Genomic DNA, 23680 nt, shown 5'->3' with positions numbered 1-23680 from the left:
TATGGACAGAAGAAAATTTTTAAAACAATCGTCGTTAGCAAGCAGCTTGTTTTTTGTTCCAAGTTTTGTAAAAGCTTTTGAGCAGGTAGCAGTCAATAAATTAGGATATAAGAGATTAGTTATTATTCAACTTTCAGGAGGTAATGATGGTTTGAATACTGTTATTCCTTTTAGGAATGATTTGTATTATAAGGAGCGACCAACATTAGGTATTAAAGTAAACGACATTATTAAACTTAACGATGAGGTTGGTTTAAATAAAAACCTGACACCTTTAAAACGTTTATATGATAATGGCTATTTAGCTATCATAAATAATGTAGGGTATCCTAACCCTGTAAGATCTCATTTTAGATCTATGGATATTTGGCAAACAGCCACCGATTCTGATAAATACTCACAAAGTGGATGGTTAGGACGTTATCTTGATAATTATGGAAAACAGACGTATTCTGCCATAGAAGTTGATGATAGTTTATCATTAGCGATGAAAGGTGAAACTAATAATGCTATTGCTACTCAAAATGCCAATTCTTTATACAATTTATCCAAAGACCCATATTTTAAAAACATTATCAACCATCAACATGATGCCCATTTAAACGAACACAATTTAGGGTATTTATATAAATCCATGATTTCTGCTGAATCTTCGGCAAAATATATTTACGAAACGAGTAAGACGTTTTCGTCAAAAAAAGAATATCCTAAAAATAAGTTTGCAAATCAACTAAAAACAACAGCGCAATTCATCAATTCAGGATTAGAGACAAAAGTATTTTATACCTCTTTAGGGGGATTTGATACCCATGTTAATCAACTAAATACGCAAAAACGATTGTTAGGTATATATGGTGAAAGTATAGAAGCCTTTGTTCAAGATTTAAAAGAAAATAATACTTTTAAAGACACTTTAATTTTAACTTTTTCTGAATTTGGGCGTCGTGTAAGACAAAATGCTAATGTTGGTACAGACCATGGTACTGCTAATAATGTTTTTATTATTGGCGAAAATTTAAAAAAACAAGGACTTTATAATGGTATGCCAAGTTTGAGTGATTTGGATGATAACGGTGATTTGAAATTTGAAATAGATTTTAGAATGATTTATGCGACGGTTTTAAGCAAATGGTTAGAGGTCAATGATAGAAAAGTACTTAATAAATCATTTAATCAATTAGAATTTATTTAGAAAAAGCATCTAATTAAAGATTTAAAGCTAAAAAACCTCATTTCAATGCCAATCTTTGTTGGGAGAAACGAGGTTATTTAAACTGATTAATAGCGTTGCAAAAATCAATAATATTTTGATAAGCAATGCTATGTAATTATTAAGTTAAGGTTAAATAAAAGAGTCTTTAGCTATATTTTACTTTTCTTAGAATTCGGATGGCTTCATTAAACAAATTATAGATTTCTTCACTATATTTTTTTAAATATGGTTTGGCTTCATTTAGTTTGTCAATAGCTTCATGAAATAAGTTTAAATAACAAATTAGGTAGGTAGCTGGTAAGTTTTTTAAATCGTGTTCTTCGTTTTTTGAAAGTGAAAGTCCTTTTTTAAGTTTTTCCAAAAGAGCATTATTGCTATTGTAAATATGATGCAACACTTTTTTATCAAATTGTGGTGGTTCAAAAAGCAGCTTGGTTTCTATCAGATAATTAGCATTATTTTCAAATTGAATTTTAGTTTCTTCTAAAGGGTAATATTTATAGTGATTATGTAGTCCAAGGCAAACATATTCTACTATTTTAAAATAATCACTATCATAACTAATGGAGACTTCATCTAAGGTTGAAAAGAATAGACGCACTTGTTCATTTATTAATTCAATATCAACTCTAGAGAAAAACGTTTCATCTTTTACTACTTTTTTTTGCCCTGCCCAACACAACACAAAATACTCTTTAAAGACTTTGTATTGAGGATGATAATCCTGCCGCTTATTCATAAAATCAAACACACCATTTAAGGTGTGTTCAATATTATTTTGCGCATGATTTTCTATAGCTTCAACTATTTTAGAATTGTTATCTGTAATTTCAATATCAAACACTTTTGGCATACTATTGCTACCTTCCCTAAAAAAAACAGAACCACCATAATATTTCCAAATGTTCTTTTTTAGAGATGTTATTTTGTCTATAGGGCGTATAGTTACTAAACCAACTACTTGGTTATCTAGTAAATGTGGAAACGGAATATTTTCATATTGAACAATGGGCGGATTGGTTAGATATGCATTGATGAGGTTTTGAATTTTACTATCATCAAAAAAATCAACGCCAACAATGGTATTGTCTTCGTCTTCAACCCCGATAACGATATAAGCATTGTTCTTTGGGTTGCTGTTTGAGAGTGCACAAATATGTTTTAAAAACTTAGCCTTGCCTTCTTTATGACTAATATCAATTTTTCGTTTTTTATCATAAAAACTGTTCTCATCGTTATGAGCCAAAAGGTTTTTTATAAGTAGGCGTTTATTAATCATATTTGTTATTAATGCAAAAGCAGAAATCTTATTTTATTACAACTCCTTTTTAACAGTTGTACTATTAGCCTGTGCCGTTGGAAATACTAATAAATCAGCAATATTTACATGATATGGTCGCGATATTACAAAGTATATAATGTCTGCAATATCTTCGGGTTGTAGGGCTTTAAATCCTTTGTAAACAGAATCTGCAATCTTATCACCTTTAAATCGAACTTTAGAGAATTCAGTTTCAACCAAACCGGGATTTACGGCACCAACCTTAATTCCAAAAGGGTTTAAATCTAAGCGCATCCCCTCAGTAATGGCTAAAACAGCATGCTTACTACCGCAATATACATTACCTTTTGGATATACTTCTTTCCCTGCCGAGGATCCGATGTTTATAATATGACCTGATTGTCTTTCTGTCATTTGAGGGATAATGACCTTACTCATATAAAGCAGACCTTTAACATTAATATCCATCATGGCATCCCAGTCATCAAGACTTCCAGATTGTATAGAATCTAATCCATGAGCGTTACCAGCATTATTAATGAGGATGTCAATGCGTTTAAAATTATTCGGAAGTGAGTTTATTGCATTTTCAATTTCTGCATTATTTCTAACATCAAAACTTAAGACGTGAACATGGGTCAATGTTTCTAAATCTTTTTTAATAGTTTGAAGACGTTCTAGTCGTCTACCACACAGAATTAATCGTATTCCATGTTTAGCAAATTCATATGCTGTAGCTTTTCCTATTCCGCTGGTGGCGCCCGTAATTAATGCCGTTTTTATCATTATTTTAAATGTATTAATTAAATAGATTTTACTCTTTATACAAGTTTTTTTGCAATACACGTATAAAAATACTTAAAATGGATGTAATTTATTACCATTGCCATTAATTATAAATGTTTTTATTTTATCAGATTGCTATTTAAAAAACAGGGCTTTTTTCTAACTAATTTATTTAGATTTTTATTTAAAAGTCTAAACCCTTATTATAAAACGTATATATTATTATAAACAATTTAAAATTCCAAAAAAATGAAAACTCTCAAAAAATTAAAATTTATCATTCTTTCGATTATTTTAATTTCTTCTTACTCATGTACTAATTCAGAATCTGGAACTAAAGAAGCTTTAGCTCCTAAAATATCAATAAAACTTGTAGATGCTCCTGGAGATTTTAAGGCTGTTAACATTGAGGTTGTAGATGTCATGATCAAAATGGATAATGATGATGATAGTGATAACGGTTGGATGTCTCTTAATGCCCAAAACGAGATTGTTAACTTACTAGATTTTACAGGTGGGATTAGCAAAGTTCTTGTAGACCGTTTCCCAATACCAGTTGGCACTTTAAGTCAAATGCGTTTGGTTTTAGGTGATGGTAATACAATTGTTATTGAAAATGATTTAGAAGAAGATGAAGAATTTGAACTTAAAACACCCAGTGCTCAGCAATCAGGGTTAAAACTTAAAGTAAATGCTGTTATTGAGGAAGGGTATACCTATGATTTTATTTTAGATTTTGATGTTGATAAATCAATTGTTGTAGCGGGCAATTCAGGTAATATTATTTTAAAACCAGTGTTGTATGTAAGTACAGAAGTGAATTCAGGAATTATTGAAGGTACTGTTGAACCGAATGATATTCCTTCCGTAGTATCTGTTTTAGTTGATGATATGGGAACAGATGAAACTGATGATGATTTTGTTATTTCGGCTAATACAGATGAAAATGGCCATTTTGCTTTATGGGGCGTTCCTGCTGGAACTTATAACCTTGTCATTACTCCAGATGCTTCCTCTATTTATACCGAAACTACAGTTGAGGGCGTTGCCGTTACTAATGGCGAAACCACTGTTATAGACGAAGCCATTCAATTAAATTTAAAAATGGGTGATATTACGGGAAAAATTACTAATGCAGGACTTTCTGTAGTTGCATCAGTAATGGTTGACGGTTCAGAAAAAACGGCAAGTACAAATTCTGAAGGTGTTTTTCTTTTAGAAAATATTCCAGTTGGAGTTTATACAGTAACCTTAACGCCTTCTGCGGGTGATGTAATAACAATTACAGATGTAACTGTAGAAGAAAATATAACTGTAGATTTAGGAGATATTACGTTTCCCTAAAACTATTTAAAAGATAGTTATAAAAAGGAGCTGTATCAATGATATAGCTCCTTTTTATTTAACCAATTATTAACTGAACTTGCTAAATATTTTAACCAATTATTAACAGCATTCTATTTAAAATTTTAACAATTTGCATTGCTCAATTAAGGGCAGTATATTCGGGCTTTTAAAAAATTTAATAAGATGGAAGAAACAGGGACAATAGATATTAAAACAATTAACGAAAAGATTGAAAAAGAAAGTGCTTTTGTTGATTTATTGATGCTTGAGATGAATAAGGTCATAGTAGGTCAAAAGCATATGGTTGAGCGCTTACTTATTGGCCTACTTGGTCAAGGACATATTCTACTTGAAGGTGTTCCAGGATTAGCGAAAACATTAGCGATTAATACATTGGCGAAAGCTATTCATGGTAGTTTTAGCCGAATTCAGTTTACACCAGATTTATTACCTGCAGATGTTACAGGAACACTAATCTATAACATGAAACTTAATGATTTTTCAATTAAGAAAGGACCCATATTTGCAAATTTTGTCTTAGCTGATGAGATTAACAGAGCGCCAGCCAAGGTACAATCCGCATTACTTGAGGCTATGCAAGAAAAACAAGTTACTATTGGGGATGAGACCTTTATACTAGACAAGCCCTTTTTGGTAATGGCAACTCAAAATCCTGTAGAGCAAGAAGGAACGTATCCGTTACCCGAAGCGCAAGTTGATAGATTTATGTTGAAGACCGTGATTGATTATCCAAAGCTAAATGAAGAGCAATTGATTATGAGAGCGAATATGAAAGGTGCTTGGGATAAAGTGAATCCTGTGGTGTCAATTTCAAAAATATTACAAGCTCAAGAAGCGATTCGTGAGGTATATATGGATGAAAAAATTGAAAAATATATTCTTGATATTATTTTTGCTACACGCTATCCTGAAAAATATAAACTTCCCGATTTAAAACCTTTAATTTCTTTTGGCGCATCGCCTCGTGGTAGTATTAACTTAGCAACGGCTGCAAAATGTTATGCATTTATAAAGCGTCGTGGTTACGTTATTCCAGAAGATGTTAGAGCAGTTGTTCATGATGTTTTAAGACACAGAATAGGAATTACTTATGAAGCAGAAGCTGAAAATGTAACTTCAGAAGACATCATTAACAAAATTGTAAACGAAATAGAAGTACCATAGAATTTAAGATTTTAGAAAGACGAAAGATGGTTTAGACAAATCGTAAATCTACAATCGAAAATGAAACGATGGACACTAAAGAATTACTAAAAAAAGTACGTAAAATAGAGATTAAGACACGTCGACTGTCTGATCATATTTTTGGAGGCGAATATCATTCTACCTTCAAAGGGCGTGGTATGACTTTTAGTGAAGTACGTCAGTATCAGTTTGGTGATGATGTTAGAAATATAGATTGGAATGTTACGGCAAGGTATAGTGAGCCTTTTGTAAAAGTTTTTGAAGAAGAAAGAGAATTAACCATGATGTTAATGGTTGATATTTCTGGTTCGGAGTTTTTTGGAACGCATGAGCAATTTAAAAATGAAGTCATTACCGAAATTGCGGCGACATTAGCATTTTCAGCCACTCAGAATAATGATAAAATAGGGTTGATTTTGTTTTCTGATAACATAGAACTCTATATTCCACCAAAAAAAGGCCGCTCACACGTCTTGAGAATTATTCGCGAACTCATTGAGTTTAAACCAAAAAGTAAACAAACTAATATAGCGGAGGCACTAAAGTTTTTATCAAGTGTCATGAAGAAAAAGGCTATTGTATTTGTGCTATCGGATTTTATTGCGGATGATTTTCAACATACTATGAAAATAGCGTCAAAAAAACATGATGTTACAGGGATTAGAATTTATGATAAACGGGAAGAAGAAATTCCAAATTTAGGAATGGTTCAAATGCAAGATGAAGAAACGGGAGAACTTATGCTGGTGAATACAGCTTCTAAAAAAGTGCGAAGCAATTATACAAAGTTTTATCGTGAACGAGTAGGGTATTATAAAGATAGCTTCTCAAAATCTGGCGCAGGGGCTATTGATTGTAGAGTGGATGAAAGTTATGTAAAAAAACTTTTAGGATATTTTAAAGCTAGAGCATAATCAATTTAAGATTTTGGAATGAAGAATTACAAATTGAACATAAAGCAAACAAGAATAAAAACTCAGGACTCAATATGTTTTGGGTTACAGTTATTGTTGTCTTTATTCTTGATTCTAACGTCTTTTGGCTCTTTTGCACAAGTAAAAGCATCTATTGACTCTACCTCTATAAAAATTGGAGAACAGATTACGTATAGTATTCAAGTTCAAACAGACACTACTAGCTTAGTAGTATTTCCCGAAGGACAATCATTTGCGCCTCTAGAAATGATAGAGTCCTATAAAATAGATACGCTTAAGAAAAACAATCGATACAACCTCATAAAAAAATACGGATTAACACAATTTGATTCAGGGACATATACAATTCCGCCTCAAAAAATTGTCATAGGGAATAAAACACTAGTTACCGACTCATTAAAAGTTGAGGTTAGAAATATTTTGGTGGATACAACAAAGCAAGGGTTGTATGATATTAAACCAATTATTGAAGTAAAAAAATCTTCAAGTAACTGGTGGAAATATCTGCTTTATACACTATTAGCGTTAGTGATTGTTGCAGGGATATTATATTGGTTTATTTGGCGAAAAAAACCATTAACCGAGGAAGAAAAAATAGCATTGCTCCCTCCTTATGACAGGGCGAAATTAGCCTTAAAAAAATTAGAAGGAAGTGAATATTTAAAGCAAGCAGAATATAAAGAATACTATTCTGAATTGACCCTTATTATTAGAAAATATTTGGACGAAAAGGTTTATGACCATTCTATGGAAAGTACAACAGATGAACTCATAAATAGACTTAGACTTCTTAAAGATGGGAATCAAATCGATTTAAGTCAAGAAACCATTGAGAATATTGAAAGTATCTTAAAACGTGCCGACTTAGTGAAATTTGCGAAATCGGCTCCAGAAGTTGCTCTTGCAGAATTAGATAGAGAAATTATTGACAAAGAGATAGATCACGTTAAAGAAGTGTTACCAGAACCAACGGAGGAAGAAAAACTTTTAGACGAGAAATATAGAGAAGAACTAGAAAGAAAGGAAAAGCGCAAAAAGGTTTTTATTACCATAGTCATTTCTCTATTCCTATTGATAGCAACTTTTGTTGGGTTTTCAATCAAGTATGGTTTTGATTATGTTAAAGACACCATTATTGGGCATCAAAGTTTAGAGTTGCTAGAAGGAGATTGGGTCTCTAGTGATTATGGTGTTCCTCCAATTACTATTTCCACACCAAAAGTCTTAAAACGAATATCTCCAGAACTACCTGAGGAAGTAGCGCAACAAGCTCAAATAACCATGTTTGGTTATGGTAGTTTAATTGAGCAGTTTAGTGTTGTGGTTGCCACGTCAAGAGTAAATGTTCAAGGCGATAAGGAGATCGATTTAAATGAAGTTATCGAAAATAATTTAACGAGCTGGGAGAATTCTGGTGTTCAAAATATTGTTGTACAAACCGAGAAATTTGTAACACCTAATGGAGCAGAAGGACTGAAAACACATGGAACAGCTAATTTACCGGTAGGAGAAAGCAATCAAGTATCGCAAGGGAAATATGTCATTTTAGCTTTTAATTCAAACAATATCATTCAACAAGTTATATTGTCTTGGAGAGCAGATGATGTGTATGCAGGCAAAATGATAGATCGTATTTTAAATTCAGTAGAACTTGTTAAGCCAAAAGAATAATGTTTGAAGGAATTGATTTTGTAAATAAAGAAATGTTCTGGTTGTTATTGCTACTTCCGGTAGCGATATTTTGGTATATACTTAAGTATAAAAAGCAAACAGCAGAACTTAAAATATCAAGTTTAAAAGGGTTTAAAGTGACTAATTCATGGTTGCCAAAATTCAAACATCTATTATTTGCATTAAGATTATTGGCACTGGCTTTTATTATTATGGCCTTAGCAAGACCACAAACGGTTGATGTATCCACCAGAACAAAAACAACACGTGGTATTGATATTGTTATGGCTATTGATGTGTCTGCAAGTATGCTAGCAAAAGATTTATTACCAAACAGACTTGAAGCATTAAAAGACGTAGCTGCCGAATTTATAAAAGGAAGACCCAATGATAGAATAGGATTAGTAGAGTATGCTGGTGAAAGTTATACCAGAACACCTATAACAAGTGATAAGTCCATAATCTTAAGGTCACTAAAAGAGATAAGATACAATACGATTATTCAAAGCGGAACAGCTATAGGCTCTGGATTAGCAACTGCCGTAAACAGGCTAAAAGATAGTAAAGCAAAAAGCAAAGTCATTATATTATTAACTGACGGCGTTAATAATTCAGGATTTATAGATCCTAAAATAGCAAGTGAATTAGCTGTGGAATATGGCATTAAAGTTTACACAATTGGTTTAGGAACTAATGGGCTTGCGTTATCACCTGTGAATATCGATAGTAGAACAGGAGATTTTATTTACTCAAAAGTTCAAGTAGAAATAGATGAAGAATTACTCAAGGAAATTGCAGACGTTACTGGGGGAATTTATTTTAGAGCAACAAATAAGGAAAAGCTAGAAGAAATTTATAAAGAAATTAATAAGCTTGAAAAGACGGATATTGATGAGTTTAAGTATTATAACTATCAAGAAAAATTTCGTCCTTTGGTTCTTTTAGCAGGTTTGTTATTACTGTTTGAGTTTTTGTTAAGAGCTACCATTTTTAGAAGTTTTGTTTAAATAGATAGAGTTGAGAGACGAGAATAGAGAAAAGAGACCAAAAACTAGAAATTAAACGAATCCACAGAAAAAAAATATTCATGTATCAGTTAGATGAAAAAATATGGTTTTGGGTTTTAGGAGTTATTCCTGTAATGTTCCTGTTTTTTATTATTCTCCAAATTTGGAAACATAAATCACAAAATAAATTTGCAGATAAACAGTTACTTAAAAGGTTAAGTCCTAATCGCTCATTATTTAAATCGGTATTAAAACTAGTAGTTCTTGGTTTAGCATTTGCCTGTTTAGCAATTGCATTAGTAAATCCGAAAATAGGAACCAAATTAGAAACTGTTAAACGTGAGGGCGTGGATATTGTGTTTGCAATTGACGTTTCTAAAAGTATGCTGGCTGAAGATATAGCTCCAAATAGGTTAGAAAAGTCAAAGCAGTTGGTAACACAAATTATTAATAATTTAGCTAGTGACCGTGTTGGAATTATTGCCTATGCAGGAAAAGCATTTCCTCAATTACCAATTACTACCGATTATGCTGCTTCAAAAATGTTTTTACAAAACATGAATACAGATATGCTATCGTCACAAGGAACCGCCATAAACGAAGCTATTAAATTAGCAAAAACCTATTATGATGATGAAGAGCAAACCAATCGGGTTCTTATCATTATTTCTGATGGTGAAGATCATAGTGAAGAAGCTGCAAGCGTAGCTGAAGAAGCTAGTGAGGAAGGGATTAGAATATTCACGATAGGTGTCGGGGATCTTAAAGGTGGTCCAATACCTGAAAAACGTAATGGAATTGTTTTAAACTATAAGAAAGACAACAATGGTGAAACCGTGATAACACGTTTAAATGAAGACATACTTAAAAATATTGCTGATAAAGCCAACGGAGATTATATTAATGGAAGAAATACCAATGAAGTGGTCGATAAGATAGGAGAAATTTTAAATAAGATGGATAAAACAGAGTTTGAAGCCAAACAATATGCTGATTTTAAAGATCAGTTTCAATGGTTTTTAGGCTTCGCCTTATTCTTTTTGTTTTTAGACATTTTCTTATTAGAACGAAAAACAGCTTGGTTAAAGAAATTAAATTTATTTAATGAGAATTTATAAAACCTTTAACTAATTGAAGACTATAGGTTTAATATCTTTAGTATTATTTTGAAAGATTGAAAGACAATGAACATGAAAAATTTAGTTATCGTAGTATTGACCTTAACCGTATCGGTTTGTTTTTCTCAAGAGAAAGATGAACAGGCTCAACTGGCTTTAAAAAAAGCGAATAATTACGTGTATGAGGGCAACCAACTAATTAATGATAATGAGTTTGTTGCTGCAGAGATGGAATATAGAAAAGCACTTTCAGAAAACCCATCAAGTGCCGTTGGAGCCTATAATTTAGCAAATTCATATTACAAAAAAGGTAGTTTAGAAGAGTCGTTATTTCGTCAACAACAAGTCGTAGAAACATCATCTTCAAAAGAAGAAAAGCACAAAGCATTTCATAATATTGGAAATATTTTAATGAAGGGCAAAAAGTGTAAGGAAGCTGTTGAGGCTTATAAAAATGCATTAAGAAACAATCCTACTGATGAAGAAACGCGTTATAATCTAGGAATAGCAAAAGAATGTGCTGAACAACAAAAAGACCAGCAAGACCAAAATAAGGATAATAAAGACAACGAAGACAAAAAAGACCAGCAAGACGAGAATAAAGACCAGCAAGATCAAGACCAAAAGGATAAAGAAGGCGATAACAAAGAAGATAAGAAAGACAAGGGCGATCAAGACAAAAAAGAAGGTGACGATAAAAAAGACGAAGAAGGAAAGCCTAAAGATGAAAAGCAAGATCAGGATAAAGGAAATCAAGACGATCAAAAGAAAGATCAACAACAACCAAAACCACAACCAGGAAAGTTATCAGATCAGCAAATAAAGAGTTTGTTAGAAGCCATGAATAATCAAGAACAAAAAGTTCAAGAGAAAATGAATGCTGAAAAACAAAAAGGTGTTAAGGTTAAAACTGAAAAGGATTGGTAAAAGATTGACGAATCAGGAATCATAATGTTCTTATTTTGATACCAATAACCCAAATCGTTAATTATTATGAGATTTATAAAAAACGTAATTGTAATATTAATTTTGTTTGTTTCTAGCATCACCTACGCTCAAGTTAAATTTGAAGCTAAAGTGAGTAAGAACAAACTTGGTGTTAACGAACGTTTGCGTGTAGATTTTGAGATGAACAAAGATGGCGATCATTTTAATCCGCCAGATTTCAACAATTTTACGGTAGTAGGTGGTCCAAATCAATCGGTTAGTAATTCATGGGTAAACGGGGTCCGTTCATTCACAAAAACGTATAGTTATTTTCTAGCGCCAAAAGGACAAGGTAATTTTACTATAGATCAGGCCACCATCGATATTGATGGAGAAACTTATAAAACTATTCCATTAAATATTCAAGTCACGGCAGCTGTTGATATTCCAAAAGACCCGAATGATCCTAATTTTTTGGCATCAGAAAATATTCATTTAGTTGCTGAAATTTCAAAATCAAACCCGTATTTAAATGAAGCGATTACCATTGTATATAAACTTTATGTCTCCCCAAATACAGGGGTAGATAATTGGCAGGAAACAAATAGTCCAAGATATAATGACTTTTGGAGTCAGAATATCGATATGAAAGGACAAAAGGTTCAAACAGGAACTTATAATGGGGAATCTTATCGTTTTCTAGTGTTACGAAAAACAGTGTTATATCCGCAAAAAACAGGAAAGTTAGATATAGAACCTTTAAGTTTAGATATTTCAGTACAGGTACCAACCAATAAGCGTGATATTTTTGGAAGGCGATTAATGACACAAGCTCACCGAACTGTTTCTGCGGGCAATAAAACTATTAATGTAAAACCATTACCGGAAAAAGGGAAACCAGCAGATTTTTCTGGCGCTGTGGGAGATTTTAGCTTTAATGTGACCATGTCTAAAACCGAACTTAATGCATCGGAATCATTTCAAGCAAAAGTAGAGGTAGAAGGAAAGGGAAATCTAAAACTAATCAATCTTCCTAAAATATCCTTACCAAGTTCATTGGAGGTTTATGAGCCTGAACATAACGAAAATGTGATAACGAATTTAGCTGGCATGCAAGGATCTATTTCAGACACGTATACAGTAGTTCCACAATACAAAGGTAAATATCCAACGCCAAGCATTTCATTTTCTTATTTCGATTTAAAAACGGAAACTTATAAACGATTAGAATCAAAAGAAGTGGTGATTGATGTTTTAGAAGGCCCTATAAGTGCTTCTTCTTCCAATGAGGATAATGCTATTTCAAGTAACATAAAACAGCCGGTAGTTTTAAATAAAGACCAATTTTCATTTATAAAAACAAAAACCAATTTCACCTCTGTAAAACCGTCATATTTCTTTCAAACAAATTTATTTTGGGGTTCACTTTTATTACCATTTTTAGTAATTCCATTAGCCATTGTTATTAGAAAGAAAAAAGCAGAGCGTGATGCTGATCTTTTTGGAAACAGAATTAGAACGGCCGATAAATTGGCGAAAAAGTATTTAAGTCATGCAAAAAAAGTACTTGGCAAAAAAGAGGAATTTTATATTGCTATGGAAAAAGCATTGCATAATTATCTAAAGGCCAAATTGCATATTGAAACCAGTGATTTAAGTAAAGACAGAATTAAAAAACTACTTTCTGAAAGAGGTGTTGAAGATAACACGATAACCGCTTTTAATGGTATTATGGAAAACTGCGACTTGGCACGTTATACACCAATTACTGCCGTGACTATGCAAGAGGATTATGATAAGGCGGCTAAAACTATTTCTCTAATTGATAAGCAAGCAAAATAAAATGAAACATATTTTTTACATATTCATAGCTTTGTTTAGCACTATAAATTTTGGGCAAAATCAAACATTATTTGAACAAGGAAATACACTTTATAATAGTGGGAAGTATGCTGAGGCTATTGAAAAATATCAGGCAATATTAGAAACGGGTAATCACTCAGAAGCCTTATATTTTAATTTGGCAAATTCACACTATAAGTTAAGTCATATTGCACCCAGTATTTACTATTATGAAAAAGCATTACAATTAGCGCCAAATGATCAAGACATCAAAAATAATTTAGCCTTTGCTAAAAATATGACCATTGATGATGTTGAAGTCATTCCTGTTGCCGGATTTTCTAAACTTTTAAAAAATATTTCAGATATCATGAGTTTTGACAGTTGGGCTAAGCTTGCTGTAGGCTCAGTAATTATGTTTGTGATTATTTTCTTAATATACTATATGACCTATTCTACAATTAAAAAAAGATTTGCATTTATAACAAGTAACATATTCCTGTTTTTGGCTGTGATATCTTTAGTTATAGCGTTTCATAAGTTTAACGTAGCAAAAAGAGATAAACCGGCTATTATTTTTGCTCAGGAAACAGTTATTAAAAGCGAACCAAATAACAGAAGTCAAGAGTTGTTTAGACTACACGAAGGCACAAAAATTCAAATTATAGATACTGTGAGCCAATGGAAAGAAATAAAATTGACCGATGGAAAAACAGGCTGGATAGAAAATGAAGATATTAAGGCGCTTTAGTCTATTTAAGTTATATTTATATTAAATAAATATCTTTCCATGAATCTAGATAGAGTATTTGAAAATAACCAACAGTGGATAAAAGATAAGCTATCTAGTAATCCAGATTATTTTAATGAATTAGGCAAAGGACAAAATCCAGAACTCTTATTTATTGGATGTTCAGATAGTCGAGTAACTTCAGAAGAGCTTATGGGCTTGGGTCCAGGCGAGGTATTCGTGCACCGTAACATTGCAAATATGGTTATTAGTATTGATTTAAATGTGATGTCTGTTGTAAATTATGCGGTAGAATACCTTAAAGTGAATCATGTTATTGTTTGCGGGCATTATGGGTGTGGTGGTGTAAAAGCCGCTATGCAATCAGCAGATTTAGGTATTTTAAACCCCTGGTTACGGAATATACGTGATGTCTATCGCATTCATAAAAATGAATTAAATCATATTGCTGATGAAGACCAAAAATATAACAGACTTGTTGAGTTAAATGTTAAAGAACAATGTGTCAACTTAATAAAAACAGCAGCCGTTCAAAAAGCTTTTAGAGACAGAGGACTTCAAGTTCACGGCTGGGTGTTTGATGTGCATACAGGCAAGCTTATTGATTTAAAAATTGATTTCGAGAGGTATCTAAAAGATATCATGGAAATTTATCATCTTGATTAATAACAGTTAAGTTTCGTTTTCTAAAACGTAATTTAATTCAAGCTTCTTCATTCTCATCAAGCTGTTCACCAATAGGTTTTCCATTAACTATTACATTTGGAAATATGGTTGGGATTAAAGATTTAACTGGCTTGTATAGTACAGATTCTTGTTGATCTGCATCTTTAACAAACGGAATATTGGCTTGTATTTTATCTAAAATAATAAGAATAACACTTAAAATAAAGACGACTTTTAATCCTCCAAAAAGAGCGCCTAGCAATTTGTTTAAAAGCCCTAACATAGCAAAGTCAGCTATCTTAGTTAATGCTTTTCCCGCTAAAGCTATAACTAATACAATAATAACAAACGTTATAGCAAAAGCAACAATATTAACAGTATTTTCATTCCAATTTACACGATCTCTTAAAAAGGATGCGGCAAAACTACTAAAGTGAAAGGCACCATAAATACCGGCTATTAAAGCGACTAAAGAGGCAATTTCAACGAAAAAACCACGCATAAAACCACGTACTAACCCTAAAACTATCAAGGTTAATAAGACAATATCCAAAATACTCATAATAAATAGATTTATAACAAAGATAAAGTTTTGATAGCAAACTACTTCGTAACTTTGCAACTTTAAAAAAGCAATATGTCAAGAGACGAACAATTAAAACAACGTTGGGAATCGGTAACGAAAAAACTGTCCAATCAATTTGCTGATGGAGATCCTTTAGATGTTGATGCCATTATTTATTTAATCGGTATTCAAGAGCTAGGGCAGCTAGACCGTACATTTAAAAAAGATCAAAAATTAGATTTAATGCACATTGCTATTTGTAAGCTCTTAACACCTTATGGATATTACGAATTAGATTTTGTTGACAACGAAGGTTGGCCCCATTATAAAGCAAAAGAATCGTTACCTTTTTTAAAAGCAGGGGAGCAAAGTGTATTGATAAAGGAAGCCATAGTAAACTATTTTTTAGAAACTGAATTTATTGAGTAATTATTTTGGGCGTTCCTTTTTAAAATAAAAAGGCGTGCTCTCACAAGTCGCTTCACAATGAAAATTGTGAGAGCTCCGATAATTGCTCCATCACTAACGCAAATCTCGTAAAAATCATTAAATTTGCATTCATTTTTGAAATGACGTCATGATTGATAAGATAAAAGAACTAATATCAGAAGCTGAAGGATTTAAAGCACAATCAAAAGAAGAGATTGAAGCATTCCGTATAAAATATTTAGGTAAAAAAGGATTATTAAACGACTTTTTTGCAGAGTTTAAAAATGTGGCAAACGACCAGAAAAAAGAATTTGGTCAAACCATAAATAAACTTAAAAAAACAGCGGAAGATAAAGTAAAAGCCTTAAAAGAAGATCTTGAAAACAATGAAGAAGTAAAAGGTGTTTATGGTGATTTATCAAGACCCGGAGAACCTATTCAAATTGGTGCCCGTCATCCGGTTTCTATTGTTAAGAATCAAATTATTGATATTTTTTCTCGTATTGGTTTTAATGTAAGTGAAGGTCCAGAAATAGAAGATGATTGGCACAACTTTACGGCTTTAAATTTGCCAGAATATCATCCGGCACGTGATATGCAGGATACATTTTTTATTCAAACAAATCCAGATATTTTGTTGCGTACACATACCAGTTCTGTTCAAGTGCGCTACATGGAAAATAATAAACCTCCCATTAGAACGATTTCACCTGGTAGAGTTTATAGAAACGAAGCTATTTCGGCACGTTCTCATTGCTTTTTTCATCAGGTAGAAGGGTTGTATATAGATAAAGATGTTAGTTTTTCAGATCTTAAGCAAACACTTCAACATTTTACTACAGAAATGTTTGGAAAGTCGAAAATACGCTTACGCCCATCTTATTTTCCGTTTACTGAGCCAAGCGCTGAAGTAGATGTATATTGGGGTTTAAAGACGGAGTCTGACTATAGAATAACAAAAGGGACTGGTTGGTTAGAAATAGGTGGTTGTGGTATGGTAGATCCTAATGTTCTTGAAAATTGTAAAATAGATTCAAAAGAATATTCTGGTTTTGCGTTTGGCGTTGGTATTGATAGAATAGCGATGCTATTACATCAAATTAGCGACATTCGTTTATTAAGCGAAAATGATGTACGTTTCTTAGATCAGTTTAAATCTGCATTATAAATTAGTTTCAACAGGAATTTTAAAATAGAACGTGCTTCCTTTTTCTGGGATGCTCTCTACCCAAATTTTTCCACCATGGCGTTCAATAAAATCTTTACAAATAAAGAGTCCTAAACCAGTACCTTTTTCGTCATTAGTTCCTGGTGTAGATTTGGTCTGTGAAATATCAAATAATTTTGAAAGTTGTTCATCATTCATTCCTAAACCATTATCTACAATTTTTATTTCAGAATAAGTTCCATTTGTTTTAAAATAGATATCTATTTTGCCATTTATATGCGTAAATTTTATGGCATTAGAAATTAGGTTTCTAAGCACAGAGGTTATCATAGGTTCATCTGCGTAAAGCATATCTTTTTTTGCAGCGTGAATTTTTATAGTAATCTTCTTTGAGTTACTAATTACTTGAAGATTTTCAATAACATCATTACAAATAGTATTAAAAGGAATATTTTTTTGGTTAAAGGGCAATTTGCGGGTTTCAGCTTTAACAAATGTTAAAATATTTTCTAATAATTGGTATACACTATGACATGATTTATTAATGAGGATTATATTTTTTTTTATCTCATCTTTATCATATTCATGGATGTTTTCAGTCAACACATCTAATAAACCCAGAATACCTCCAAAGGGACTTCTCAAGTCGTGTGCTAAAATAGAAATAAAGCGGTCTTTGTCTTTGTTCACCTTTTTAAGGGTAGCGTTATGTTTTTTAATAATAGATTGAGCTTCTTTTTGTTTGGTAACATCTTCAATAAATCCAAAAATTCTTTTATTTTTTAAATCTGTTTTTGCAATAGATTTAATTATTTTATGATTTCCTTTTGGAGTTATTACTTCAAATTCTATCTCATAATCCTCACCAAATTTTATGGCTCGGTTTATAGACTCCTCCAGTTTTTTCTTTGAATCGGGTACTATGAAATATGCTACATCATCTATTGTTAACGTATTTGTAGGCTCTATTTCAAAAATTTTATAAGCTTGTTCGGTCCAGGTTTGTTTCAAAGTTTCGGTGTTAAGTTCCCAACCCCCTACATTTCCAATACGTTCAGCATCTACTAATAATTGTCTTTTATGAGCTAATTCTATTTCTAATTTTTTTTGGTCATTTATATCTTGAATGGTTCCATTAATTTCAACAATATTTCCATCAATTCTTCTGGTTTCACCTTTAGTCCTTATCCAAATCATTTTATTTTTCAGGGTTAAAATGCGCAACTCTTCATTAAAAGGCTCTCCAGTGTCTATTGCCTTTTGAACTTTTTCTTTTATGATTGGTTTATCTTCTGGAATGTAAAAATCTAAAGCCTTATCTAAACTTGGCTCAAAAGAGTTAGTAACATCATGTATTCGCTTCGTTTGATGAGACCAAGTAAGTTTGTTATCTAGCAGGTTTAAAGCCCAACCGCCCACTTTTGCAATTTTTGTAGTTTGAAGTAATAAGTTTTCATTAAATAATAAATTATCCTGGGTTTTTTGAAGAATTTTTAGTTCTTCTAAAATTTTAGAATAGTTTAAAAAGAATGATATAATGGTTGTAAATAAAATAGAAAAACTTAAGACAATTATAAGTTGAAGAAGATTTTTATTTTTTTGATTATAAAGCCCTATTTTGGTTAGGGTTCTATCATTTAATAAATGACCAAAGTCGTGTATTGGAGTAAAAATTTGAGATTTATTTTGAGCAAATTTATCATCAAACAGAATGCTTTTGGCAAAAGCCGTGTCGGGTTCTTTTTTTTTTATAAAATTACCGCTTCCGTCATCATAAAGACCTTTCATGGCATTAAAAGCCACTTTTTCATAATAAACTAATTCGTTTGATTTGTTTTCGGCTTCTTTTAAATGTTCTAATTCAATATTAGTTAGCCCTAACGATTTTATACTGTCATATAGTGCAATGGTTCTTCCGTCTTGTCTTGGTTTTTTCCCATTTCTTATATCCAGAACTTCCCAGAATTTAGTTTCCCAAATACTATCTCCTGTTATTACATAGCTCTTGCTATAATTGGTTAAATCTTCAGAGGTTTGCTTTAGTTCTTCAGAAATTAATTGAGCTTTTAATTGATTTTGATGAATACGGGAGAGTTCTATTTGATTTTCACTCATAGTCTGAGCTAATAGAACAATTATTATAAGAATTGCAACTACAACAATATTAGATAATATAAACAAACCTTTTAGTTTCATAGGAAACGTTATTATTTTCGGTTTAAAATAAAATTCACCGAAAAGAATCGCTGTTATTAAAGGTGGTTATCTAATAATTGGTATGGGATTGTTAAATTAATGCTTATTCAAAGGATAAACAAGAATTATTAAAAGTTTTAGAAAAAGAATGCCCTTTTGTTGAGATTTTTAAAATATTACCTTGCTTTTATCATTTTTAATGTAAACCAACCAAGAAGTAATACCGTTATTAAAATTAATCCCCAAAGCCAAAGTTTATTTTCAAATATTGGTTTCTTAATAGGAATTGTTGGTTTCTCAATAATTTGTTCTTTAGCTAATTTTAAAGCCGTTAATGTATCTGGAATTTTTGAAGTAAAACGCTCTATATCATAATTTGGTTTGTAGGCAAAAGAATTTCCGTAAGTTAAATAGTAGGTTGCTGGTTCTGTAAACCTTATGGTCATTTCATGGACATATCCTTTTACATCAACAGAATCAATAGATAAGGGTTCGTTATCTTGATTTTCTATAGTAATTTTAATTTTTTTAAGAATAGCGCTTTTAAATTTAAAGCTGTTAGTTTCAATAGAATTAAGCATACCATGCGTTAAGGTTCTATAGTTATACTGCCATCCTTTTTCGGTATTAATACTATCAGATACATATTGCAATGTAACATGGCGATAATAGTCAAAGTCACCGTTTACATGAATGTTTATATAGCTAATAGGAACCGTATTTTTAAGATTGATGTTTAGTACCGTACTTTTGTTAATGGGGTCTTCTTTCGTTTGAATATTCTTAACACTGTAATCATTATAAACACCATTAAAAACCTTATTAAAATAGACTTTAACATCTTTTAAATCGGGTTTTTTATCACTTTTTATAACTAACCTAAAGAATTGATAACTTGAACTTGGAAATGTTATATGGGTATATTGATACGATGTTTCGGCATTTTTTATAGATAGAATTCTGTAGTCATCAACGATAGTAAACCAATCTAATTGATTTTGACTTCCTTCTAATTTAACACGCCAGTCAAAATTGAATTGCTTAAAAGCTAATTCCAAATTATTTATAGGTGTTTGTGTTGGCACTTGCAGTGTGAAATAATAACCGTTTTCAGTTATAGAACTATTAAGAATTTTAAAATCTATAGGTGTATTTTCTGTTTTTTCACTTTTAATACGCCATACATAAGATGCTTCAATGGTGTCTTGTTTTGCTGTAATTCCAAAAACCCTGATATCAGATAAATTTTGAGATACGTTCTTATAAAACTCATCCGGTAAAATGAGCTTGTGCCAAGAGCTAGTAATACCTGATAATTCTCTTTTAAAATGATAGTCCTTCATTTGTGCATTAGCATAGGTAATAACCAGTGCAAAAAGAATGGTAGAGAGTTTAGTTTTCAGTTTCATCAGCTATTTGATTCTTAAATTTATTATAGAGAAAAGAAATGATTAAAAGCAGCAATCCTAAAGAAACAAATACAATGGTTTTTGAAATGGTTCCTAAATGCGCAATATCATAAAAGAAAAGTTTTATTAAGGTTATTGAGAACAGAACTATGGCCAGAATACGTAAATGCTTTTGTTTTTTCCATATGCCCAATCCAATTAAAGATAATGAATAAAAACCCCAAAGGATACTCAATCCTAATTTATAGGACTGTGTAGATCCAGAAAGATCCATTAAATTAATAAGTTCACTACTTAATATCCATATTAGCGTTATGTGGAGTAAGATACCGAAATTGATTTTGTTATTAATTTTCATAAAGCTTGCTTTCGTGTATCGATAACTTACCCATAGGGTTAAGGCAAGAAATACAAAAGAAACATAACGTATCACCATATTAAATATTCCAATATGATAATATTCTGCAAGATTTTGATTGAGATAATGGTCCCTTAACTCGCTGAGCGTGTATAAGCCTAAAAACAAAAAGAATAAAACCACAACACCATTGAGGCTTATATTGACAAGCCCTAAGGTTCTATTTTTAATTTTTTTAATATTAAAAATTGCTAGGATAGATACAAACGTCATAGAATAAATAAACATCCAAATAATTTTAAATTTTAATATATCATAATTACTAAAATATTGATAGTTTTCAATCGTAATTTCAGAGTCATTATAAAGTGATTGAAAATAGTGTTCTATTTCTAATAAGAAGCCAAAATATATAGCACTAAAAATAACAGCTGGAAGGCCAAATGAAACCAGTTTTAATAGGCCTTCATTCGATTTGATTGGAGATTCATAACGTTTGTTATTATTCAGATAATATATAAACCCAAAGGCAGCAACGAACAAAGCTGTACTTAAAAAATGAACATTTAAAATAGGTGTTAATTTTTCTGGAGTATTAAAAGGCACTAAGTTTAAGTATACATTTCCCCAATCCTGGAAAAGACTTAAAATGGCTAATATCATTAAGGGATAAGAGATATATTCATAAATAGAAATATGTTTTGTTCTACCAATCCAGAATAGTAGCGCGGCTTCTCCAGTCCATAGTAAGGTTACCCAATTTCCGTCTAGCTGAACGGGTATAGCAATGGTTATAAATACTAAAACTAAGCCAGAGACTAAATAAAATAAATTTTTATCGGCAAGTTTCAGTTTGTAAATGATTGCGCTTACTATAAAATGTAAAATGGCATTTAAAAGAGTAAAAAGACCTAATAATTCTTTACCAGTTTCATGGTCACTTAAAATGCTATATCCAAGGCCATAAAAAATAAATGAATTAGCTAATAGTAAAAAGATATCCAGTATTTCAAATTGTTCCTTTTTTATGAGTTTGTAACCAAGAAATGTAAGATAAAATATTAAGAAAAATAGAAATATAAAACTTAATGCCACCGTAAAGTTCTCAGTTCCATAGTAGCTTGAAACATACCACGTAAAGAAAATAAGCCATGTTAAAATAAAAGACGTATAATAAAGAGATTTCCAATATTTATTGAATGCCAGTACCAAAATTCCCATATTAATAATGGCTATATAACTAAAAAGAATTACGGTATCATGATCACCCAGTAAAAATGGCACAGCATAAGCACCAACTAGTCCTATAAGAGCAATAATTTGATTGTCATATTTTAGAGCGGCAAAAACCGTAAAAATGGTAAAAATAAACATAAGTGCAAATGTGAGCCCTTGGGGCATGAGATTGTAATAAGCATATGCTGCATATGTAATGAAATACATAATGGTCATGGCGCCACTGACTAAAACAGCACTAAAATTTTCATATTTTATTTTCAATTTCATACCAAAAATCATTAATCCTATGCCAGCTAAATAGCCTAAAACGATTCTAGTAAGCGGGCTGATTAGATTATTATCAATAGTGTATTTTGTACCAATAGCAATACCTATAACCAAGATGGCAATACCAATTTTGTTTATCAGGTTTTCTCCAATAAATTTTTCAAGATCGTTATTTATTTTTATTGGTTTATGTGAAGGTGGTGTTTTAGCAGATTCAAATTGTTTTGTTTTTTCTATTGAAGGCGCTTTAACAGAAGCTTCTTGGATAGGTTTTTGAATTGGTTTTTGATAAGATCTTGTTTGTTTAATTTTTGGAACGGCTATCCATAGGATGATGTACAGAAAAAAACCGATACCAAAAAACAATGATATAAGAATCCAAAGGAATCTTACCACATATCTGTTTATTCCTAAATAATTTCCTAACCCAGAGCAAACGCCACCTAAACCACGATGACTAATATCTCTATAAAAGCCTTTTGGAGTTTCTGCAACTACAGGTCTTTGAATTGGAGTTTCTTCAATAACAGATTCTTCAACTATAGTCTGTTTTTCAATAGTATCTTTTTCAATATTTTCTTCAGTTTTAGAAGTTTTTAAAAAGGTTAATTCATGTTTTAAATCGGTAACTTCCTTAGAAAATGTCTCTTGTTGTTTTAAAAGAACTTCTAACTTATTTAAAAGCTCGTTCACTTTATCTTGATTATCCATCTGGCTTATGTTTTATTAAAATCAATAATCGCAACGATAATTAGTACAACTAATTTAGGTGTTTTTTTATTACCATTTCAATTTGGCTTATTCATAGTGAATGAAAATCAGTATTTTTGATACTTTAATATAATCCTTTTTTTTGTGAAAAAAGACATAACTATCCCTAAAGTTGAAAACGTTTATGTAGCTGTTGTAAATGAGTATAACGAGATTTATAAAACGAAAGACTGGAATGCTTACATTATTAACGATAAAGATGTTGATTTAGATATGGTGCTTATTGTTACCACTGGTTATTCTGAAGATAAGACCACATCAGTTTTTAGAAAAAAACTTGATACACTACCTAAGAAAAGTTATGCCAAAATAGAGCTGATGCAGGAAGCATTATTTGCATTAAACAACACCTTTAAAGTTTCTTTTTTCGAAGGGAATAGTATGTTTGATAAAACCTATTTGTTTAGAAAAAACAGCATAAACATTAATGCATTGCAGACTATTCCTTTGATGCAGGCAAAAGGGGTTTTGGTTAAGTAACCATATAACGTCATTACGAAGGAGGCACCACTGAAGTAATCTATTAA

The 23680-nt window shown here is 31.4% G+C and carries 20 protein-coding genes; 14 read left to right on the top strand and 6 right to left on the bottom strand.

The window, feature by feature from the left end; all coding sequences use genetic code 11:
• Position 1 precedes the first annotated feature (1 nt).
• The gene (locus AC15TD_RS02550) at positions 2 to 1192 is read left to right on the top strand and encodes a DUF1501 domain-containing protein (protein ID WP_484450572.1); all 1191 of its coding nucleotides are present in this window, start codon (positions 2 to 4) and stop codon (positions 1190 to 1192) included.
• A gap of 166 nt (positions 1193 to 1358) precedes the next feature.
• On the opposite strand, the gene AC15TD_RS02545 is transcribed toward AC15TD_RS02550, so the two are convergent.
• Both AC15TD_RS02545 and AC15TD_RS02540 read right to left on the bottom strand, forming a co-directional pair.
• Positions 1359 to 2492, bottom strand: coding sequence for a DUF5929 domain-containing protein (locus AC15TD_RS02545; RefSeq protein ID WP_484450571.1), 1134 nt, complete (start codon positions 2490 to 2492; stop codon positions 1359 to 1361).
• Between the two features lie 36 nt (positions 2493 to 2528).
• Positions 2529 to 3281, bottom strand: coding sequence for an SDR family NAD(P)-dependent oxidoreductase (locus tag AC15TD_RS02540; RefSeq protein WP_484450570.1), 753 nt, complete (start codon positions 3279 to 3281; stop codon positions 2529 to 2531).
• Positions 3282 to 3530: 249 nt separating this feature from the next.
• Here AC15TD_RS02540 and AC15TD_RS02535 point away from each other — a divergent pair, with 249 nt between their 5' ends.
• The 10 genes from AC15TD_RS02535 to AC15TD_RS02490 all read left to right on the top strand — a co-directional run bounded on the left by AC15TD_RS02535 (position 3531) and on the right by AC15TD_RS02490 (position 14751).
• Positions 3531 to 4625, top strand: coding sequence for a DUF4382 domain-containing protein (locus AC15TD_RS02535; protein ID WP_484450569.1), 1095 nt, complete (start codon positions 3531 to 3533; stop codon positions 4623 to 4625).
• Positions 4626 to 4811: 186 nt separating this feature from the next.
• Entirely contained in the window at positions 4812 to 5813 is a 1002-nt protein-coding gene (locus tag AC15TD_RS02530; RefSeq protein WP_484450568.1) for an AAA family ATPase, read from the top strand.
• 68 nt (positions 5814 to 5881) lie between these two features.
• Positions 5882 to 6748, top strand: coding sequence for a DUF58 domain-containing protein (locus AC15TD_RS02525; protein WP_484450567.1), 867 nt, complete (start codon positions 5882 to 5884; stop codon positions 6746 to 6748).
• An 18-nt stretch (positions 6749 to 6766) separates the two neighbouring features.
• Entirely contained in the window at positions 6767 to 8440 is a 1674-nt protein-coding gene (locus AC15TD_RS02520; protein WP_484450566.1) for a BatD family protein, read from the top strand.
• A complete protein-coding gene (locus AC15TD_RS02515) occupies positions 8440 to 9447 on the top strand; it encodes a vWA domain-containing protein (RefSeq protein WP_484450565.1) in 1008 nt (335 codons plus the stop codon). Before AC15TD_RS02520 ends, AC15TD_RS02515 begins: the two co-directional genes overlap by 1 nt.
• 80 nt (positions 9448 to 9527) lie before the next feature.
• On the top strand, positions 9528 to 10565 hold the full coding sequence (locus AC15TD_RS02510; RefSeq protein ID WP_484450564.1) for a VWA domain-containing protein: 1038 nt from the start codon (positions 9528 to 9530) through the stop codon (positions 10563 to 10565).
• Between the two features lie 72 nt (positions 10566 to 10637).
• The gene (locus AC15TD_RS02505; RefSeq protein WP_484450563.1) at positions 10638 to 11492 is read left to right on the top strand and encodes a tetratricopeptide repeat protein; all 855 of its coding nucleotides are present in this window, start codon (positions 10638 to 10640) and stop codon (positions 11490 to 11492) included.
• 66 nt (positions 11493 to 11558) lie between these two features.
• Complete coding sequence (locus AC15TD_RS02500; RefSeq protein ID WP_484450562.1) at positions 11559 to 13334, top strand: BatD family protein; 1776 nt, start codon at positions 11559 to 11561, stop codon at positions 13332 to 13334.
• A gap of 1 nt (position 13335) precedes the next feature.
• Positions 13336 to 14085: a tetratricopeptide repeat protein gene (locus AC15TD_RS02495; protein WP_484450561.1), complete on the top strand. Its 750-nt coding sequence runs from the start codon at positions 13336 to 13338 to the stop codon at positions 14083 to 14085.
• A gap of 39 nt (positions 14086 to 14124) precedes the next feature.
• A complete protein-coding gene (locus AC15TD_RS02490) occupies positions 14125 to 14751 on the top strand; it encodes a carbonic anhydrase (RefSeq protein ID WP_484450560.1) in 627 nt (208 codons plus the stop codon).
• 37 nt (positions 14752 to 14788) lie between these two features.
• Here the strand turns inward: AC15TD_RS02490 and AC15TD_RS02485 are convergent, their stop codons facing one another.
• On the bottom strand, positions 14789 to 15313 hold the full coding sequence (locus AC15TD_RS02485; protein ID WP_484450559.1) for a CvpA family protein: 525 nt from the start codon (positions 15311 to 15313) through the stop codon (positions 14789 to 14791).
• 75 nt (positions 15314 to 15388) lie between these two features.
• Here AC15TD_RS02485 and AC15TD_RS02480 point away from each other — a divergent pair, with 75 nt between their 5' ends.
• Together AC15TD_RS02480 and pheS are read left to right on the top strand one after the other, a co-directional pair.
• On the top strand, positions 15389 to 15745 hold the full coding sequence (locus AC15TD_RS02480) for a hypothetical protein (protein ID WP_484450558.1): 357 nt from the start codon (positions 15389 to 15391) through the stop codon (positions 15743 to 15745).
• 148 nt (positions 15746 to 15893) lie between these two features.
• The gene (gene pheS, locus AC15TD_RS02475) at positions 15894 to 16913 is read left to right on the top strand and encodes a phenylalanine--tRNA ligase subunit alpha (RefSeq protein WP_484450557.1); all 1020 of its coding nucleotides are present in this window, start codon (positions 15894 to 15896) and stop codon (positions 16911 to 16913) included.
• On the opposite strand, the gene AC15TD_RS02470 is transcribed toward pheS, so the two are convergent.
• The 3 genes from AC15TD_RS02470 to AC15TD_RS02460 form a co-directional block, all read right to left on the bottom strand.
• Complete coding sequence (locus AC15TD_RS02470) at positions 16908 to 19109, bottom strand: PAS domain-containing sensor histidine kinase (RefSeq protein WP_484450556.1); 2202 nt, start codon at positions 19107 to 19109, stop codon at positions 16908 to 16910. The genes pheS and AC15TD_RS02470 overlap by 6 nt on opposite strands.
• A gap of 176 nt (positions 19110 to 19285) precedes the next feature.
• On the bottom strand, positions 19286 to 20518 hold the full coding sequence (locus AC15TD_RS02465; RefSeq protein ID WP_484450555.1) for a DUF3999 family protein: 1233 nt from the start codon (positions 20516 to 20518) through the stop codon (positions 19286 to 19288).
• Positions 20502 to 23093 carry a DUF2339 domain-containing protein gene (locus AC15TD_RS02460; RefSeq protein WP_484450554.1) on the bottom strand — a complete coding sequence of 864 codons (2592 nt, stop codon included), beginning with the start codon at positions 23091 to 23093 and terminating at the stop codon, positions 20502 to 20504. The genes AC15TD_RS02465 and AC15TD_RS02460 overlap by 17 nt, the downstream gene beginning before the upstream one ends.
• A gap of 144 nt (positions 23094 to 23237) precedes the next feature.
• On the opposite strand from AC15TD_RS02460, the gene AC15TD_RS02455 reads away from it, so the two are divergent.
• Positions 23238 to 23633: a hypothetical protein gene (locus AC15TD_RS02455; protein ID WP_484450553.1), complete on the top strand. Its 396-nt coding sequence runs from the start codon at positions 23238 to 23240 to the stop codon at positions 23631 to 23633.
• Positions 23634 to 23680 lie beyond the last annotated feature (47 nt).

Source organism: Yeosuana sp., from assembly GCF_057126245.1.
The sequence above is the reverse complement of the archived record's forward strand: the minus strand, read 5'-3'. Positions and strand labels throughout refer to the sequence as shown.

Coding starts and splice junctions, on each gene's coding strand:
- AC15TD_RS02550 (WP_484450572.1), top strand. CDS start 2: ATGGACAGAAGAAAATTTTTAAAACAATCGTCGTTAGCAAGCAGCTTG.
- AC15TD_RS02545 (WP_484450571.1), bottom strand. CDS start 2,492: ATGATTAATAAACGCCTACTTATAAAAAACCTTTTGGCTCATAACGAT.
- AC15TD_RS02540 (WP_484450570.1), bottom strand. CDS start 3,281: ATGATAAAAACGGCATTAATTACGGGCGCCACCAGCGGAATAGGAAAA.
- AC15TD_RS02535 (WP_484450569.1), top strand. CDS start 3,531: ATGAAAACTCTCAAAAAATTAAAATTTATCATTCTTTCGATTATTTTA.
- AC15TD_RS02530 (WP_484450568.1), top strand. CDS start 4,812: ATGGAAGAAACAGGGACAATAGATATTAAAACAATTAACGAAAAGATT.
- AC15TD_RS02525 (WP_484450567.1), top strand. CDS start 5,882: ATGGACACTAAAGAATTACTAAAAAAAGTACGTAAAATAGAGATTAAG.
- AC15TD_RS02520 (WP_484450566.1), top strand. CDS start 6,767: ATGAAGAATTACAAATTGAACATAAAGCAAACAAGAATAAAAACTCAG.
- AC15TD_RS02515 (WP_484450565.1), top strand. CDS start 8,440: ATGTTTGAAGGAATTGATTTTGTAAATAAAGAAATGTTCTGGTTGTTA.
- AC15TD_RS02510 (WP_484450564.1), top strand. CDS start 9,528: ATGTATCAGTTAGATGAAAAAATATGGTTTTGGGTTTTAGGAGTTATT.
- AC15TD_RS02505 (WP_484450563.1), top strand. CDS start 10,638: ATGAAAAATTTAGTTATCGTAGTATTGACCTTAACCGTATCGGTTTGT.
- AC15TD_RS02500 (WP_484450562.1), top strand. CDS start 11,559: ATGAGATTTATAAAAAACGTAATTGTAATATTAATTTTGTTTGTTTCT.
- AC15TD_RS02495 (WP_484450561.1), top strand. CDS start 13,336: ATGAAACATATTTTTTACATATTCATAGCTTTGTTTAGCACTATAAAT.
- AC15TD_RS02490 (WP_484450560.1), top strand. CDS start 14,125: ATGAATCTAGATAGAGTATTTGAAAATAACCAACAGTGGATAAAAGAT.
- AC15TD_RS02485 (WP_484450559.1), bottom strand. CDS start 15,313: ATGAGTATTTTGGATATTGTCTTATTAACCTTGATAGTTTTAGGGTTA.
- AC15TD_RS02480 (WP_484450558.1), top strand. CDS start 15,389: ATGTCAAGAGACGAACAATTAAAACAACGTTGGGAATCGGTAACGAAA.
- pheS (WP_484450557.1), top strand. CDS start 15,894: ATGATTGATAAGATAAAAGAACTAATATCAGAAGCTGAAGGATTTAAA.
- AC15TD_RS02470 (WP_484450556.1), bottom strand. CDS start 19,109: ATGAAACTAAAAGGTTTGTTTATATTATCTAATATTGTTGTAGTTGCA.
- AC15TD_RS02465 (WP_484450555.1), bottom strand. CDS start 20,518: ATGAAACTGAAAACTAAACTCTCTACCATTCTTTTTGCACTGGTTATT.
- AC15TD_RS02460 (WP_484450554.1), bottom strand. CDS start 23,093: ATGGATAATCAAGATAAAGTGAACGAGCTTTTAAATAAGTTAGAAGTT.